Source organism: Leptospira yanagawae serovar Saopaulo str. Sao Paulo = ATCC 700523, from assembly GCF_000332475.2.
GTDB lineage: Bacteria > Spirochaetota > Leptospiria > Leptospirales > Leptospiraceae > Leptospira_A > Leptospira_A yanagawae.
The window spans coordinates 13,068-27,939 of record NZ_AOGX02000044.1; the positions used below are offsets into that span (position 1 = coordinate 13,068).

Sequence of the window (14,872 nt, forward strand, 5' to 3'; positions counted from 1 at the left end):
ATGATGACAAAATTGCCATTACGAATCCGAAAAAAAATCGCGACAGAAGAAATGATTCTCTCGAGCGCCAAAGAGCTTTTTCTAGAAAAGGGATATTCCCAAGTGACAGTTCCAGAAATCGCAGACAATGCGAATGTTTCCGTAAAAACTGTATTCAATTACTTCGGAACAAAGGAAGAGATTGCGTTTCGGGAAGAAATTTTGTTCTGTGATCGCGTGATTTTACACATCCTTTCCAGAGATAGGGACCAATCGATTTTTGAGGCGTTTCAAGATTTCGTTTGGAATTTGATTCATTCAATTGATCCAGAAAACTTAATCGAATCACTACCAGGATTCCATCCATGGATGGATGATCCAATTTTAGAGCAGCGATATTTACAGTTATGGGAAAATTACGAAAAAAGGATCTCCGATTCGCTACAAATGCAATTTGGAAGGATTGGATACGACCCCATTTTACGAGTTGCTGCATGTCAGATGGTGACTATTTTGCGAACTTTGGGATCAAAAGAATTTAAAGAATATTTAAAACCAATCCCATCAGCGTTACGTTACCGTGCCTTAGAAAAGTGGATTCTCGGATCCTTTGAACTTTTGTCAGGGATCCGAGAAAACTTACAGAAAATGTACTAATTGACTCGAGTTTTATCAGCTAGAGTTCCCAGAAAAAGAACAATCTTTTTCGTTTCTTCTTCAGACAGATTGATCCCTAATTGGTGATATGCCATTTTTTGGACCGCTTCTTCGATGGTTGCCACTTTTCCATCATGGAAATAAGGACCGGTTAAGGTGATATTCCTTAAACTCGGAACTTTAAAAACAAACTTATCTTCTGATTTTTTTGTCAGATTATAAAGACCTAAATCTTCAGTTTTGTATTCATTTACCAGTCCTACTTTGCGATATGAATTCCCTCCGAGTAAATTTCCAGAGTGGCAAGAAGTACATCCAGCTGCTAAAAAGCTCTTAAATCCTTCCTGTTCTGATTTAGAAAGTGCTTTATAATCCCCTTTTACGAAATCATCAAATCTTGAAGCCGATACTAACGTTCTTTCAAAGGCTGCAATTGCATTTGCTAAATTATCATAAGTAATCGGATTTTTATCATTTGGAAATGCCAAGGCGAACATTTTAGGGTAATCTGGATCTTCATTCAGACGTTTTAATACTTCCTTTTCAGATGGCATTGCCATTTCAACTGGATTCAAAATCGGACCTTTCGCTTGCGCTTTTAAATCAGCCGCTCTTCCATCCCAGAATTGTACAAAGTGAAATCCTGCATTGAGAACGGTTGGAGAATTTCGATCTCCATTTTTACCAAATGCTCCCGGAGAGGTAGGAAGATTATCAACACCTGCAGATTTTCCTTCTACATTGTGGCAAGAATTACAGGATTGTGATTCATTCTGCGAAAGTTTTTTCTCAAAATAAAGTTTTTTACCAAGTGTGATCAGATCCTCAGTATCATTTTCAGAACCTGGCATTTTTTCAGGCAGAGCACCAATGATCTGTTTCGCTTTTCCTCGGATTTCTTTTGTTTCTTCTGACGGACCACAAAAGACCATCGAAAAAAGCGTAATTACGATTAGAAAAGGTGTAAATATTTGTTTGAGCATGTCTTTCCTCTTTCGGCTATATCGTTAAAAAATCAGGAATTGGGCAAGTGAGAATTCATCATTGGACGACTTCTTGGTACATCCCGAAGGATTCCCAATTTGAGAAGGATAAAATTAAGAAGGGAAATGGTTCAAATTGTTATTTAGCAGGCAAATTTGATAAGAATCTGCGACGGCTTGCTGATAGAATCAGCGAACTAAGGCAAAAAAATGGCTACGGTATGCATCTTTTGTGATATTCAACCCTTCTCCTCTTTTTTTCATGTTGGCACGAATAATGCAAAGTGTAAGTGAACTTCTCTCGTTTAGGAGCAATATATGTTGAATACACGAACAACGGATCGAATCATCGCTTTGGATTGGGATGACCTTGTTTTAAAGATTTTTTCAATCAACGAAGTGCCTGAATATGCGATTACAAAAATTGGAAATATCTCGGAATTGGGAGTCAGCAGTTGGCTCGACTATGATATCGCACTCAAAGAAAAGGATTCAGTGACTGGAATCATCGAAAGTGACTTAACTCGGTCAAGAATTTCATTCCGTGGAAAAATTGCGTGGCTTAAGGAATCTGAACATGGAATTCAATTTGGGATCAAATTTTCCGAGGAATTGATTTTACCTAATTTTATCATAGCTCGTTCCCTAGCTGAATCGGCAGCCTAAGAAATTTTATACTTTCTTGTTCCAAATTGACTGAGATTCTCTCGATTTGGCGCATGGGTCGGCCGATACTGTAAGGGAAGCTATGTCCCAAGTGAAACATTTGATCTCCTGGCAAGATTGGACTGATGGAGAAATCCAAGAACTGTTAGATTTTGCAGTCTATGTAAAGAAAAACCGAGTGTATTTTTCTGGGCATATGTCTGGACGCTCCCTGGCTATGTTATTCCAAAAAACATCAACAAGGACAAGGGTATCTTTCGAAGCAGGAATGACTGAACTTGGTGGTCATGCTATTTTTCTAGATTGGATGGCATCGAATTTTCTATTGTCGGACATTGACTTTGAAGGAAAGTATCTGTCCAGTAATGTTGCCATCATAATGGCAAGATTGAAAAAACATGAGGATTTACTCGTTTTAAAATCAGGATCCACTGTTCCTGTTATCAATGGTTGTTGTAATTTATTCCATCCTTGCCAGTCATTGGCTGATATCCTAACAATTGTTATGGATTCTCCGAAAGATTGGCAAAAAAAACAATTATGTTATATCGGAGTCCACAACAACGTTGCCAACTCCTTAGTTGAAATCACTGCAGCATTAGGAATTCATTTGATTTTAGTCACACCGATTGCAGCCAAGGAATCAATTGTGTCAGATGCAATTGATCGAGCAAAAAAGAAAGGCACTGTTTCTTGGGAAATGGATGTAAAAAAAGCAGTTGCTTCTGCTGACTACGTTTACACGGACACTTGGGTAGATATGGAATTTTTTAATGATCCAAAATTCCAAAAAGAAAAGGAAGAAAGGATACAGATGATGATGCCCTTCCAGGTAAATGCTGAGTTAATGAAGCACTCAAAGGCCAAAGTCATGCATGATATGCCGATTCATGCGGGTTACGAAATCACAAGAGAAATGGTAGAAAGTGAACGATCTGTTATTTTTACTCAGGCTGAAAATAGGCTCGATGCCCAAAAAGCAATCATTTTAAAACTTTTAGAAAATCACAGTTAATCAATGATGTATTAAAGCAAAGTACTCTTTGCTTTCTCTAACATTGCAAAATTTTACATTTAATAGAAATTTCCTCAGGCTGAAAACATCAGCTAACAGCAACATTGTTTCGGTGACAAAATTTAAGTGAGTGAAAAAAGAAATTTAATAGAAAAATCAGCGCTTCGGACCTTCACTTCTCCATTCGATTTTGTTTCCTTGGCATTACAATTTCAATGAAAGTTCGACTGCATCTGAATTTTAACTAGAAATTGTATAAAAAAGGAAAACTGTCACAATTCCAGTTTCTTTGGATTCTTCGTTCACCCACTCAATGCCAATCTCGGCAAACTGAAACGAAACCATTGGAGATGAAGGGTATTCCTGATGATTTGAATTTCTAGCTCCTTCCATTTGCATTCGATCTCTATCCAATGGAGAGGCAAATTCCCTCCTTATGTAAGTTTTCGTTTTAGAAATGTTTGCATCTTATGTAAATTTCCATTCCCGATCAAATTTTCTATCTTAGGTTTCTCCCTCCCAATCCTACCGTCATCCAATGAAAGTTCACGTTTCATATACATTTACATTTCATGTAAAAGTCTTTTCTTCTTTCAATTATGGACAAAAAAATCTCTCGTTAACCAAATATACGTCTAACGAAACAATTTGCTACATGGAAATGTACGTCCTATGTTTCATTCCATTCCTAACTCACTGATCGTCCAAGAAAATCCTTGGTCATGCAAACCAACGTTTCCTTATCACAACTCATTGCATACGATTCCCTCATACCATTACGGAATCGAATCAAAATGCGAGTTGCAGTTGCTTTCATTTTACATTCGGAGGAGTTTTACACGATCAGTAAATGATTACCCACTGCAAGAATCAGACAAATGTGATGATGCTTACGAGAGTGAATCATTCGTCTTTTGATCGCTGGGGATATGGGAGATCTTGCGAGTATTTTTCCCAAGGTGGTTCCTTTCGGTTTACCATCCATGCACTAAATCCATCCAAGAAGTAGAGGAAATCAATTTTATCCTCATGCTCAAAGTCAAATTCTTGTAAAGCATCGTCGTAACACTGGAACCAAATGAGCCTTTCTTTTTCAGAGATGGGAAAGGCAAAATGACGCATTCTCATTCTGGCAGGTCCCCATTTTTCAATATAATAACTTGGGCCACCTAACACTTGGATCATAAAGTCTGCTTGCTTTTCTTTGGCAAGCTCCCAATCACCCTGGAACATCCATTGGATTTCGGAATTTTGGATGCGATCATAAAAATCGGAGACAAGTTTACGGATCTTTGTTTCTCCCCATTTTTGATATAAAAGTTTTACTTGGGGATGGGAAGGTGGAGGTCCGCCTGGAGGTGTGTAAATTTCGTTCGGTTCCAATGGAAATCCAGCTTCGCGAAAGGGACAGGAAGGGGAAGTCGATTTTCGACCGGAGCCGAAGGCGTAGCCCGGACTGGCCCGGCCCTTTGGCACAAAGGGTTCGCCCCAGGGAAATTTTCTAAGATGGAAACGTTGCTTGCAGTGTAAAATTGACATCGGGTTGTAAAAGCAAGGTCGCTACCAGTTCGATCCCTTCGGTTTTTGCCATTAAATCCTGGACGACAGGTAAAATTCACAAAACTTGGTAAAAAAATCCGAAAAAGGTATACTAAATGGCACTGACTCACCCGCAATCAGCTCTCTTTGCAGGAGAAAAACCTTTCCCTATCATCCCTGCTTGTGAACACTTCGCTGGATCTGAAAAACTCATCACAAAAGCTCTCGAGTTGCAAAACAAACTTGGCGGTCTTTTCGATATTACGATGGACTGTGAAGACGGTGCTCAAACAGGGAAAGAAAAAGAACACGCAGAAATGATTGTTCGCATTCAAAATTCTGAGCTTAACAAACATAAAATGAGTGGTGTTCGTATTCATGATTATACCAACGAACATTGGAGAGGTGATATTGACATCATCGTTCCGGGTGCTGGAAATGTAATTGCTTACATCACAATTCCAAAACCAACGAAAGCAAGCCAAGTGAAAGAACAAATCACTTACATCCAAGAAGCTTGTAAAAAAGCAGGTATCAAAAGAGAAATTCCAATTCACGTTTTGATTGAAACTCATGGTGCGTTAAACGATGTTTTTGAAATCGCAAGCCTCCCTTGGTTACAAGTTTTAGATTTCGGACTCATGGATTTTATCTCAGGACACCATGGTGCAATCCCTGCTTCTTGTATGAAATCTCCTGGTCAATTTGATCACGAATTGCTTCGTCGTGCAAAATCAACGATGGTTGCCGCTGCACTTATGAATGGAGTGATCCCTGCTCACAACGTAACTTTGGATTTAAAAAACACATACCAAACATACCAAGACGCGAAACGTGCGCATGATGAGTTTGGTTTCTTACGTATGTGGTCAATTTACCCTGCACAAATCCAATCCATCTTAGACGCGATGGCACCAAACTTTGCGGAAACACAAACTGCTTGTGACATCTTAATCAAAGCACAAGACGCAGATTGGGGCCCAATCCAACATGATGGAGACCTACACGACCGTGCAACATACCGATACTTCTGGGAATTGGTCCAAAGGGCAAAACTTACAGGACAAAAACTTCCTGATGAAGTAGAAAAAAGATTTTTTTCTAAATAAGAAATTTTAGAAGAACATACTCTCTAAATTTTTTAATAAGAAGATTTGAAAAAGCCCACGAATGAGTGGGCTTTTTTTTATTTTACTGATGTTTCTGGAAAACTTTTAGTTTTAGCCAATCGAAAATGAAAATTTTTCGAATTTAGCTCAATTTGAATTTTTCCACTTGAGTAGACAAATACGAGGCTTGCGAAGCAATCTCAGCTGAGACAATCGTTAGCTGGTCCGAACCAGAAGCAACATCTTGTGTTCCGTTTGAAATGCTAATGATGGTTTTGGAGATTTCTTCAGTGGCACGTTTTTGTTCAAATACCGCTTCCTCAATCTGAAGGTTTAAATTGGTAAGTAAACCTGAGTTTTGTGCAATGTCTTTGGCATTATTCTCTTGGAGCAAAACAGAATTTAACACACGTTTGGCAGACGTTTCAAATTCTTTTACTCTGCTATTCAATAAATTGAGGACTTGTGCAGCTTCTGTTACTTTTTTGTTTCCATTTTCAACTGCGGAATTTGTGGAAATAACAAGGTCTCCGATTTCCTTCACTGAGGTTCCAGTTTGTAAAGCAAGTTTCCCTATTTCTTCTGCAACCACAGCAAAACCACGTCCGGCATCACCCGCTCTCGCGGCTTCAATGGCTGCATTTAATGCAAGTAAGTTGGTTTTTTCAGAAATTTCTGTAATGATGTCAAGGACTTCACTGATTCGTTCTGCTTTTTCCCCGATGTCTTCCATCGCTTTTGTGGAATCATTCATGGCAGTTTCCCCGACGACAGCATGTTCCCTTGATTCGGAAGCAAACTTGGCTAGGTATTCCATCTCTTTATTGATATTCTGTACTTCTTCTCGTAAGGTAAGAACAGATTTATCAATTTCTTTCATTTTTAAAACGGCTTCTTCCATAGATTTACCAACATTATCAGCGGAAGCAGATAACTCTTCCACTGCGGCCGATGATTCTTCGGCAGCACTCGCTTGTGTTTGAGAAATGTCTGATAAATTTTGTGAAGTCGTTGCCATTCGGTTGGATTGGTTACCCAATTTTTCTACTGTGTTTTTGATATCACCGATGATGGAGACCAAACTATTTCTCATTTGGTTCATGGAATTTAATAAACTACCAATTTCATCTTGGTTGATTTCTTCGGGATTCGAGGCAAGGTTTCCACTTGCGATTTGGGATGAAAAATCGATTGCCTTACTTAACCTACGACTGATTAGATTTTTAAACACAAAGTTTAAAAAGAAAAGAACAATCAACAATATCAAAAGAGAAATTCCAATGGAACTGATGACTACCTTAGTTACCTGTTCTGTCAAAATCGAATCGGGAATGCTCACTTGCAATGCCCAAAACTGAGGGTCTTTCCCTATATGAAAGGGGGTGAAATAATTTGTGTAACCATCGTGTTGGATGGTGAACATTTCGCCCAATTTTAGTTTTTCTAAATAGATCTTTAAGTGTTCCGGATTCTCTATTTTTTTTCCCAATTTATTTTGGTCTTGCCCATACATGACGTAAGTTCCGTCATCGGAAATAAAAGCGATATAACCTTGTCCACGGAAAGGTCTACTGTCTCCGATTTTTTCTTGTAAGGTGCCGATATCTAAATCAATTCCAGCAGCTCCTAAAAATTTGCCCTTTGGGTAAATAGGAACAACAAGAGAAATCATTTGAATTTTTTTGCCGCCCGCAATGTATTCATATGGGCCAAATACCTTGGCTTTATTGGTTTTTTTTACCTGAAGGTAATAATCTCCAGCACCATTCGGATTATCGTAATCAACAAGTGGTTCAAAATTGATTTTGCCATCAGGTGTGTGGTGAAGGTAGGGAATGAATCGTCCTGTTTTGTCATGACCCGGTTTTCCTACAAACGCAGCATCTCTACCCTCATAGGCATTTGGCTCGTAACACAACCAAATCCCAAAAATATTGTCGTTTCGTTCTAAGATTTCCCGAAGGCTACTGACCATCGACTCCCGTGGGGGAGAAGCGTAAAACAAAGCAAAACGATAACCACGGATGACTCCCATCATCGCATTGAGATGTTCTTGGATTTGAAAGGACCATTTTTCGGAAGTGATCTTTGCATTTTCCTCGATTTCCGACTTAAGATCGGTGACGGTTCGGTAGATTTGGAAGGATGTTAAAATGGTGAATCCAACGAACAAAATTCCAGCAATAAAAAGCGAAACCCTCTGGCGAATACTCATAGGGATCGATCTTACTGATTTGGAAATTTTTGTAAATTGTTTCGTTTTAGTTCGCAGCGAAATTTCTGATAAAAACTAACGATTTTGGATCAAATTAAGGATTGGTACGAACCGAATCCCATTGGGATCCGGTGGTAATGGGTTACATTTTGTCCCTTATTTTTTACTTCTCGTTTGGATTTTGAAATTTCGATATTCAACATATTCGATTTCATCCTCTTTGAGTTGGAAAACACCTTTTGTGGAATGGACGATAAATATATCACCTAACTGGGCAACCACTGCTCCCGATAGGATTTCTCCGTTGGATTTATGAATCGTTTCCAAAACACTGTAATGTTTTTGGATGTCTTCCTCATCATCAAACCCCATTTTCTCGGCGTCTGTAGCGATTTGATTGAGAGCATCTTTTCGTTTGTTTTCGTGTTCGGTTTCAATTTTACCAATCGTTTCTTGGATGGCCTCGGCCGGAACGTCCTTTGACTCGATTTGTTTTTGGATCAAATCGGAATTTACAGAAACCAAGGTTTCTACTTCTGCTTTTTCTCTAGGAGAAACTGGACTCACTACTTTTCCAATTCCTCCATTTGGCAATTTAGAAAATCCATCTAACTCATCTGTTGTGAGAGAGGAAGCCGCCATTTTGGCATTGATCAAGTATACCAGTTCGTTCAAATTCGGATTCACTTCTAAGGATTCGCCAGGTTCTAACACCACATCGTTTTCTTCTAAGGTTTTCACAAATCGTTCGTAATTTTCTTTTGAAATTCCGTCATTCTGTTCGATGAGTTTGGGCCCAGTTTTGAAAGCGACAGACACGGCCCCTTCATATACCTTCACTTTCGGTACAGAACCTTTTTCCAATTCGAAGGAAAAAATGGTTCCACGAACACCTGCAACCATGGTCGGTGAAGTGATCGACAAACCTTGGTTTGATTTTAATTTTACAGATTTAACGATCAAATTTCCTGTCCAAATGTATAAATCAGTATTGGGTCTCGAATCACCAGACAAATCGCGAAACAAAACATCTGAGTTTTCTTTGATACGGATCACTTCGCCACGATAGGTTTGTAAATCGACTTTACCGAGTTTGGAAAGGATGCGATCTCCGGGTCTGATTACATCCCCCAAACTTGCAATCCGTTCTTTTCCATTGCTAAGCAGGATGACCTGGCCTTGTAGAAAGGTGACAACGGCCCCTGCGGTATCGTCCTTACCGTACGACTTTGAAAAAGAAAGAAAATTGCATTGGGTGATGGCAAAAAGCAAAAGTGAGGTGATAAAATATTTTTTCATATGGATTTCCATTTCCGTCGGTACTTTCAATAACAATCCAATTTGATCATTTTTTCAAAAAATGGAAAGGATTTTTTTTGAATTCAAATTAATTTGGATTTTCCCAAGTGCCATAACAAAGAATACAATACGATGACAAAACTGAAACTCGTTAAAAAAACAAACAAATTGTAAATTCTGTTTTTTTGTAATACAGCTGGTAACAAATCAGCTGTTACAGGACGGACCAATTGCATCAAAATTAAAATATATCCAATAAAAACCATCGTTGGACCGATAAACAAGAGTTTACCGCCAAAACTATAACTACTCAACTCGATTGAAATTTTGTTAGGTTGGGAAACCAATGCGTCTAATTCCCTAAAATCTAAATTCCCAAATTGGTACCCAATGGGAGTACCAAACACTCGAGTGCTCGTTCCATTTTTAAAATGTATTTCTAAATCAGTTCCCGAAACTCCTATAGAACTTGGCCCTGTCCTAACTAACGAGGCTCCATCCGAATTGTAACCAATCCTAAGGATATCAGAGATGGAAAATGATGTCTGTGACCTATGGAAAAACCCTTTTCTTTCTAACTCACAAATCTGGTTTCGGCATTTCAAAGTTGCACCAATGCCCACATAGCTATAAAGGATTACAGGTAAAAGGAGGAAAAGGAATCCAACAAAGATTTGTTTTCCATTCCCATTTTGTTTTGTGTCTGGATCAGGGATTTGATTCATGATAGCCTCAAAACAAAAGGAGTATCAATGATCAAAAATAAAATCAATCATTTAAGTTCAGAAATTTTTTTACCAACATGAGAATGGGGTCGAAACCATTTCTTTTTTCCAATGACTTGCGAAGGGTAGATACTCATATGCCCTGACATGATATAAGAAATTTGGGTCGCCACTAAAAAATAAATTCCAGCCGAAAAACCAAATAACTCCATTCCCATAATCGCACAAGCAAGTGGTGTATTGGTTGCCCCTGAGAAAACTGCGACAAATCCTACACTAACAAACAATACCATATGCGGAGGACTGATCTCAGAAAATAAATTTCCTAATGCTGCGCCAATGAAAAAAAGTGGAGTCACTTCCCCACCTTTAAATCCAAATCCAATCGTAATCGATGTAAGAAGTAGTTTCCATAGAAATGCGGCATCCGGTAAATTCTCAGTAAAGGATTCCTGGATGAACGGCACACCGAGTCCAAAATAATCCAAACTCACACCTAACGAAAAGAGTAATACAAGAATCAATCCACCTAACACTGGCCTAAGTGGTGGGTATAAAATTAACTTTTGTGAATAATTTGAAATGGTATGAGTAGAATGAATAAAAACCTTAGCAACAAGACCAGAAGCAATCGAAAGTAAAAAAATCCCTAAAACTAAATTCAGCTCCAATTGAAAGGGAACCATTGGAAAAATCGTATGTTTTACATTCCAAATTAAACATACCAAATGAGAACACCATGCGACAACTAAAGAAGGTAAAAAAAGTTTCCAACGGTAGATTCCAATTTGGATCACTTCAATAGAAAAAATAGCAGCTGCAAATGGAGTTCCAAAAACGGCAGAGAATCCTGCACTGATACCGAGAATAATTAATGTTTGGTGTTCTTTTCGATCGAAAGGAAAAAATCTAGCCAGCTGGTGGGCAATGGAACCCCCCATCTGTACAGCCGTACCTTCCCTGCCTGCAGATCCTCCTACCAAATGGGTACCAAGTGTTCCCAATAATACAAAGGGAGTCATTCGAAAAGGGATCAGAGAACTTGGAGAATGGATTTCTTCAAGAAGTAAGTTATTCCCTCGATTCGCCCGAGAACCATAACGATGGTACACCCAACCAATACAACCACCAACGAGTGGAAGTAAGTAAACCAAAAATGTATTTTTTTCTCGCACCTCCGTAACAAAATCAAGAGCGATCAAAAAAAATGCAGACACACTTCCGACCAAAACAGAAATCAATAGGCAATAAAATACCCAACGGCAGAGAAACTGAATTTTTGTTTCGTTTTCTGGATTTTGTTTTCCGTTTTTCTGATCTGTTTGCAAAAATAGATCCATCCCTTCTAACCACCAAAGATAGGAATGAATCCTTTCCTAAAAACAGAAAAAATCAATTTAGGCGATTTTTTCACAGAACGTAAAAATTGAAGTTGGGAAACATTCGTTTCGAGTAAACTTGCATGCAAATGGAAATTTACATGGAGTGTAATTTTTGATTATTGGAAATGATCCAAAGGTACAAAACGGAATTCTTTCCCATTGTGGAAAAATCAAAATCCGCAAACGAAATCTATTTTGATTCGGATGCGATTCTCTCCAATTTTTCTAGTTCTTTTTTCTTATCTTTCATTAACGATTCTGCTTTTGCGAGATAGGCTTCAAATGTAGAATGATCCTTTGCCAGAATGGAACCACAATAATGAAAATATATCTTTCTAGAATTGGAAAGATGTTTGTATTCTTTTAAATTAGAATAACCCATAAATCCACTTACGACAAACACATCCAAGTTAATATCAAACTTATAGGCAATTTTCATCACACCAGTTTGAAACGGTTTGATTTCTTCCGTAAATGTCCTCTCCCCTTCTGGATACAAAAAGATAGATCTCGTTTTTAAAACACGTAATACATCGGTTTTAAAATTTCTAAAATTTGGTTTTTTTTCAGAATATATGACAGCTTCAACGATAGTCTTATGCATCATCAAAGGAATGATTTTATACCTTTGGATGATATCTCCACCTAAGTAAGATAAACGAATATCTTTTTCTTTACTTAAATAAGGTAGAGATACGATTAAAGGAACTTCCAAGGCATTTGTATGATTGCAAATAAGGAATCGATTGTTTCCTTTTGGATCCCAACCTTCAAGTGAGACATCTAAAGTACGACCTGTTACAATGAAAAACGAACGATACCAAAAATAACCTAAAAAATTGTTAATTCGATTTGACCATCTATCGAGTCCAGTAATCTTAAAAACATAGGAAAAAATCAATCCGATTGGAAATATGACTACGACTACAGGTATAAGGTAACATAAGACGACAAAAAACTGAAGTTTGCCCATGGGAGAATAGAAGTAGAGATGATAAGAAGGTAAACAAATATTCTACTCTATCTTATAAAAAAATCTTAAAGGGGAAGTTCCAATACAAACTTCGGATATTCCATACGATTAATTGAAATCTTTCCTCCAATTTGATCGGTCAACATTCCTATCAATTGCAAACCAAAACCTGGTGTGTTCTGAAATGAAACTGTCTCTGGTATACCTTTTCCATTATCCGAGTATTCTAAAAATACCACCTGCCCCTGTTTGGTGATTTTCAGAATGATTGCAGGATTCGTTTTTTCAATGAATGCATGTTTCATTGAATTTGTAATTAGTTCATTCAGTATGATTCCCAATGAAGAAAGAATTTTTGCATTCACTTCTACACGCTCATCAACAATATCCAATTGGATAGAAACATTTTTAGGAAAAATAGAAACAATCTCATGGCAAAAGGTTGGAAAATAATCTTGGATAGAAACACTATTATCCGTTTCCGAATGATACAGCTTATCATACAACACAATCATACTTTTAATTCGACCAGCCGCTTCATACAATATCGTTTGTACGGCATTGTCTTCTTGAGAATTTGCCTGTAAATTCAATAGCGTAAAGATGGAACTCATATTGTTTTTAACACGATGATGGATTTCTTTTAAAATATTTTCTTTTTCTATGAGGAGCTTTTGGATTTTTGATTCGGATAAATTTCGAGCACTTACATCTCTTAAAATCACCGTAAATAAAGATTCACCATTGACGGTGATTTGGGAAATTGATGCTTCAATCGGGAACTCCTCTCCATTTGCCCGAAGTCCACTGATCTCACCCAAAGCGCCCATCGCCCTTCGACTGACACCCGTTTTTTGAAATTGGTCTATATGGTTATCATGTTGTTTTCTAAAATTTTCTGGAATTAGTTTGTCTAAGGGTTGACCAATGATCTCACGAGCATCATAATCAAACATTTTTTCTGCTGCACCATTAAACAAGATAATCTTTTTTGAACTATCGATACTGATAATTGCATCCATAGCAGACTCTATGATTTGGGTTAATTTTGCTTCGGATTCCTTGATTTGTTTTAGAGCAATCAATCGTTCCGAAATATCACGAGCTACAAAGATGTAACCAGTTGGCAAATCAGATTCATCGTTTAACAATACTACGTTGACTTCAATATTTCTGACTTCTCCATTTTTAGCATATTGGATTGCTTCACCTATAAAACTTCCCTCTAAATTTACTTTTTCAATCACTTCATCATTTGTGAAGCGGAGGTATTCTGTGTTTAGAACCTCTAATAAATTTTTTCCGATGACCTCCTCTTCCTTCCAGAAAAATATTTTTTCTGCAGCTTTATTCCAATAATTTATATTTTGATTAAAATCTGTGCCAATCACAGCGTCTAAAACATTATTAAGCATATTTGCTTGTTTGGCGATTCGACTTTGGACATTGTATTCATCTGTAATGTCGCGAAAGACTAAAACTACACCGTTGGTCTCTCCATTTAAATCTTTTATGGGAGAACCTGAATCAGCAATTTGAAATTCTTTCCCATCTTTTGCAATGAGAACGGTATGGTTAGCCAAGGCGACAATGGAATTTGTTTTTAATACTACTTCTACTGGGTTTTCGACTTTTTGCCTTGTTTTCACATTGATGATGTTGAAAACTTGATTGATTTCCAATCCAATTCCATCTTCATGAGTCCAACCAGTTAATTTTTCTGCAACCGGGTTGATCCGAGTGATTTTTCCTTCTTTATCTGTTGCGATGACTCCATCGCCAATGGAGTGTAATACGGTCTCTAAATGTTCTTTTTTACTTTTGGTTAATTCGTTTGCTTGGAACAATTTGAAAGCCATTTTGATGGATGCATCAAGCACAGTGAAACCTGAATTTTTTACAACATAACCATAGGATGTGATGGATTCTGTTTTTTTGACAATTTCTCTTTCCGTATGGGAAGATAAAAAGACGATTGGAATTTCTTTGTGGTTTAGGATTTGAGTGGCAGTTTGAGTTCCATCCATGCCCTTTCCCAAATCGATGTCCATGAGAATCAAATCATAAGGATTTTCTCCTTGAAGAATGAGATTAATTGCATTTTCACCATTGGTAACATGTGTTACTTGATATCCACCTTGTTCTAATTGATTTTTTTCATAAAGGGCTAGGATGGCTTCATCTTCTACAAGTAAAATAGATTTGTCCGCAACAATTGTCATCTCACATCCTTTCGTGTTCCTCTAGGTGGACCAGAAAAACTTCCGAACTCCAAAAGATGCCAGATTGATTTTGAATTTCAATCAAATATTTAGAAATTTTCTAATATT

The 14,872-nt window shown here is 37.6% G+C and carries 14 protein-coding genes; 5 read left to right on the plus strand and 9 right to left on the minus strand.

What is annotated here, in order from left to right:
- Window positions 1-636 carry a TetR/AcrR family transcriptional regulator gene (locus LEP1GSC202_RS17575; RefSeq protein ID WP_051125393.1) on the plus strand — a complete coding sequence of 212 codons (636 nt, stop codon included), beginning with the start codon at window positions 1-3 and terminating at the stop codon, window positions 634-636.
- Here LEP1GSC202_RS17575 and LEP1GSC202_RS17580 read toward each other — a convergent pair.
- Window positions 633-1,619, minus strand: coding sequence for a cytochrome-c peroxidase (locus LEP1GSC202_RS17580; RefSeq protein ID WP_015679132.1), 987 nt, complete (start codon window positions 1,617-1,619; stop codon window positions 633-635). The two genes, LEP1GSC202_RS17575 and LEP1GSC202_RS17580, sit on opposite strands and share 4 nt — an antisense overlap.
- A gap of 318 nt (window positions 1,620-1,937) precedes the next feature.
- Between LEP1GSC202_RS17580 and LEP1GSC202_RS17590 the strand changes: the two genes are divergently transcribed.
- Together LEP1GSC202_RS17590 and LEP1GSC202_RS17595 are read left to right on the plus strand one after the other, a co-directional pair.
- Window positions 1,938-2,285, plus strand: coding sequence for an LEPBI_I2431 family sigma-54 regulated protein (locus tag LEP1GSC202_RS17590; protein WP_015679092.1), 348 nt, complete (start codon window positions 1,938-1,940; stop codon window positions 2,283-2,285).
- 82 nt (window positions 2,286-2,367) lie between these two features.
- Entirely contained in the window at window positions 2,368-3,300 is a 933-nt protein-coding gene (locus LEP1GSC202_RS17595; RefSeq protein WP_015679139.1) for an ornithine carbamoyltransferase, read from the plus strand.
- Between the two features lie 240 nt (window positions 3,301-3,540).
- Here LEP1GSC202_RS17595 and LEP1GSC202_RS19955 read toward each other — a convergent pair whose 3' ends face one another.
- Window positions 3,541-3,699: a hypothetical protein gene (locus LEP1GSC202_RS19955; protein ID WP_015679189.1), complete on the minus strand. Its 159-nt coding sequence runs from the start codon at window positions 3,697-3,699 to the stop codon at window positions 3,541-3,543.
- Window positions 3,700-4,022: 323 nt separating this feature from the next.
- Here LEP1GSC202_RS19955 and LEP1GSC202_RS20410 point away from each other — a divergent pair, with 323 nt between their 5' ends.
- A complete protein-coding gene (locus LEP1GSC202_RS20410; RefSeq protein WP_015679103.1) occupies window positions 4,023-4,154 on the plus strand; it encodes a hypothetical protein in 132 nt (43 codons plus the stop codon).
- Window positions 4,155-4,203: 49 nt separating this feature from the next.
- On the opposite strand, the gene LEP1GSC202_RS17600 is transcribed toward LEP1GSC202_RS20410, so the two are convergent.
- Window positions 4,204-4,683, minus strand: coding sequence for a globin domain-containing protein (locus tag LEP1GSC202_RS17600; RefSeq protein ID WP_015679104.1), 480 nt, complete (start codon window positions 4,681-4,683; stop codon window positions 4,204-4,206).
- Between the two features lie 272 nt (window positions 4,684-4,955).
- Here LEP1GSC202_RS17600 and LEP1GSC202_RS17605 point away from each other — a divergent pair, with 272 nt between their 5' ends.
- Window positions 4,956-5,948, plus strand: coding sequence for an HpcH/HpaI aldolase/citrate lyase family protein (locus LEP1GSC202_RS17605; protein ID WP_015679164.1), 993 nt, complete (start codon window positions 4,956-4,958; stop codon window positions 5,946-5,948).
- Window positions 5,949-6,090: 142 nt separating this feature from the next.
- On the opposite strand, the gene LEP1GSC202_RS17610 is transcribed toward LEP1GSC202_RS17605, so the two are convergent.
- The 6 genes from LEP1GSC202_RS17610 to LEP1GSC202_RS17635 form a co-directional block, all read right to left on the minus strand.
- The gene (locus tag LEP1GSC202_RS17610; protein ID WP_039929416.1) at window positions 6,091-8,163 is read right to left on the minus strand and encodes a methyl-accepting chemotaxis protein; all 2,073 of its coding nucleotides are present in this window, start codon (window positions 8,161-8,163) and stop codon (window positions 6,091-6,093) included.
- Window positions 8,164-8,319: 156 nt separating this feature from the next.
- The gene (locus LEP1GSC202_RS17615) at window positions 8,320-9,462 is read right to left on the minus strand and encodes a FecR family protein (RefSeq protein WP_039929443.1); all 1,143 of its coding nucleotides are present in this window, start codon (window positions 9,460-9,462) and stop codon (window positions 8,320-8,322) included.
- An 83-nt stretch (window positions 9,463-9,545) separates the two neighbouring features.
- Entirely contained in the window at window positions 9,546-10,187 is a 642-nt protein-coding gene (locus LEP1GSC202_RS17620; RefSeq protein ID WP_015679142.1) for a hypothetical protein, read from the minus strand.
- A gap of 47 nt (window positions 10,188-10,234) precedes the next feature.
- Window positions 10,235-11,515, minus strand: coding sequence for a chloride channel protein (locus LEP1GSC202_RS17625; protein ID WP_244147769.1), 1,281 nt, complete (start codon window positions 11,513-11,515; stop codon window positions 10,235-10,237).
- A 244-nt stretch (window positions 11,516-11,759) separates the two neighbouring features.
- Window positions 11,760-12,542, minus strand: coding sequence for a 1-acyl-sn-glycerol-3-phosphate acyltransferase (locus LEP1GSC202_RS17630; protein WP_039929418.1), 783 nt, complete (start codon window positions 12,540-12,542; stop codon window positions 11,760-11,762).
- A gap of 65 nt (window positions 12,543-12,607) precedes the next feature.
- On the minus strand, window positions 12,608-14,764 hold the full coding sequence (locus tag LEP1GSC202_RS17635) for a PAS domain S-box protein (RefSeq protein WP_015679102.1): 2,157 nt from the start codon (window positions 14,762-14,764) through the stop codon (window positions 12,608-12,610).
- Window positions 14,765-14,872 lie beyond the last annotated feature (108 nt).

Coding starts and splice junctions, on each gene's coding strand:
- LEP1GSC202_RS17575 (WP_051125393.1), top strand. CDS start 1: ATGATGACAAAATTGCCATTACGAATCCGAAAAAAAATCGCGACAGAA.
- LEP1GSC202_RS17580 (WP_015679132.1), bottom strand. CDS start 1,619: ATGCTCAAACAAATATTTACACCTTTTCTAATCGTAATTACGCTTTTT.
- LEP1GSC202_RS17590 (WP_015679092.1), top strand. CDS start 1,938: ATGTTGAATACACGAACAACGGATCGAATCATCGCTTTGGATTGGGAT.
- LEP1GSC202_RS17595 (WP_015679139.1), top strand. CDS start 2,368: ATGTCCCAAGTGAAACATTTGATCTCCTGGCAAGATTGGACTGATGGA.
- LEP1GSC202_RS19955 (WP_015679189.1), bottom strand. CDS start 3,699: ATGCAAATGGAAGGAGCTAGAAATTCAAATCATCAGGAATACCCTTCA.
- LEP1GSC202_RS20410 (WP_015679103.1), top strand. CDS start 4,023: ATGCAAACCAACGTTTCCTTATCACAACTCATTGCATACGATTCCCTC.
- LEP1GSC202_RS17605 (WP_015679164.1), top strand. CDS start 4,956: ATGGCACTGACTCACCCGCAATCAGCTCTCTTTGCAGGAGAAAAACCT.
- LEP1GSC202_RS17610 (WP_039929416.1), bottom strand. CDS start 8,163: ATGAGTATTCGCCAGAGGGTTTCGCTTTTTATTGCTGGAATTTTGTTC.
- LEP1GSC202_RS17615 (WP_039929443.1), bottom strand. CDS start 9,462: ATGAAAAAATATTTTATCACCTCACTTTTGCTTTTTGCCATCACCCAA.
- LEP1GSC202_RS17620 (WP_015679142.1), bottom strand. CDS start 10,187: ATGAATCAAATCCCTGATCCAGACACAAAACAAAATGGGAATGGAAAA.
- LEP1GSC202_RS17630 (WP_039929418.1), bottom strand. CDS start 12,542: ATGGGCAAACTTCAGTTTTTTGTCGTCTTATGTTACCTTATACCTGTA.
- LEP1GSC202_RS17635 (WP_015679102.1), bottom strand. CDS start 14,764: ATGACAATTGTTGCGGACAAATCTATTTTACTTGTAGAAGATGAAGCC.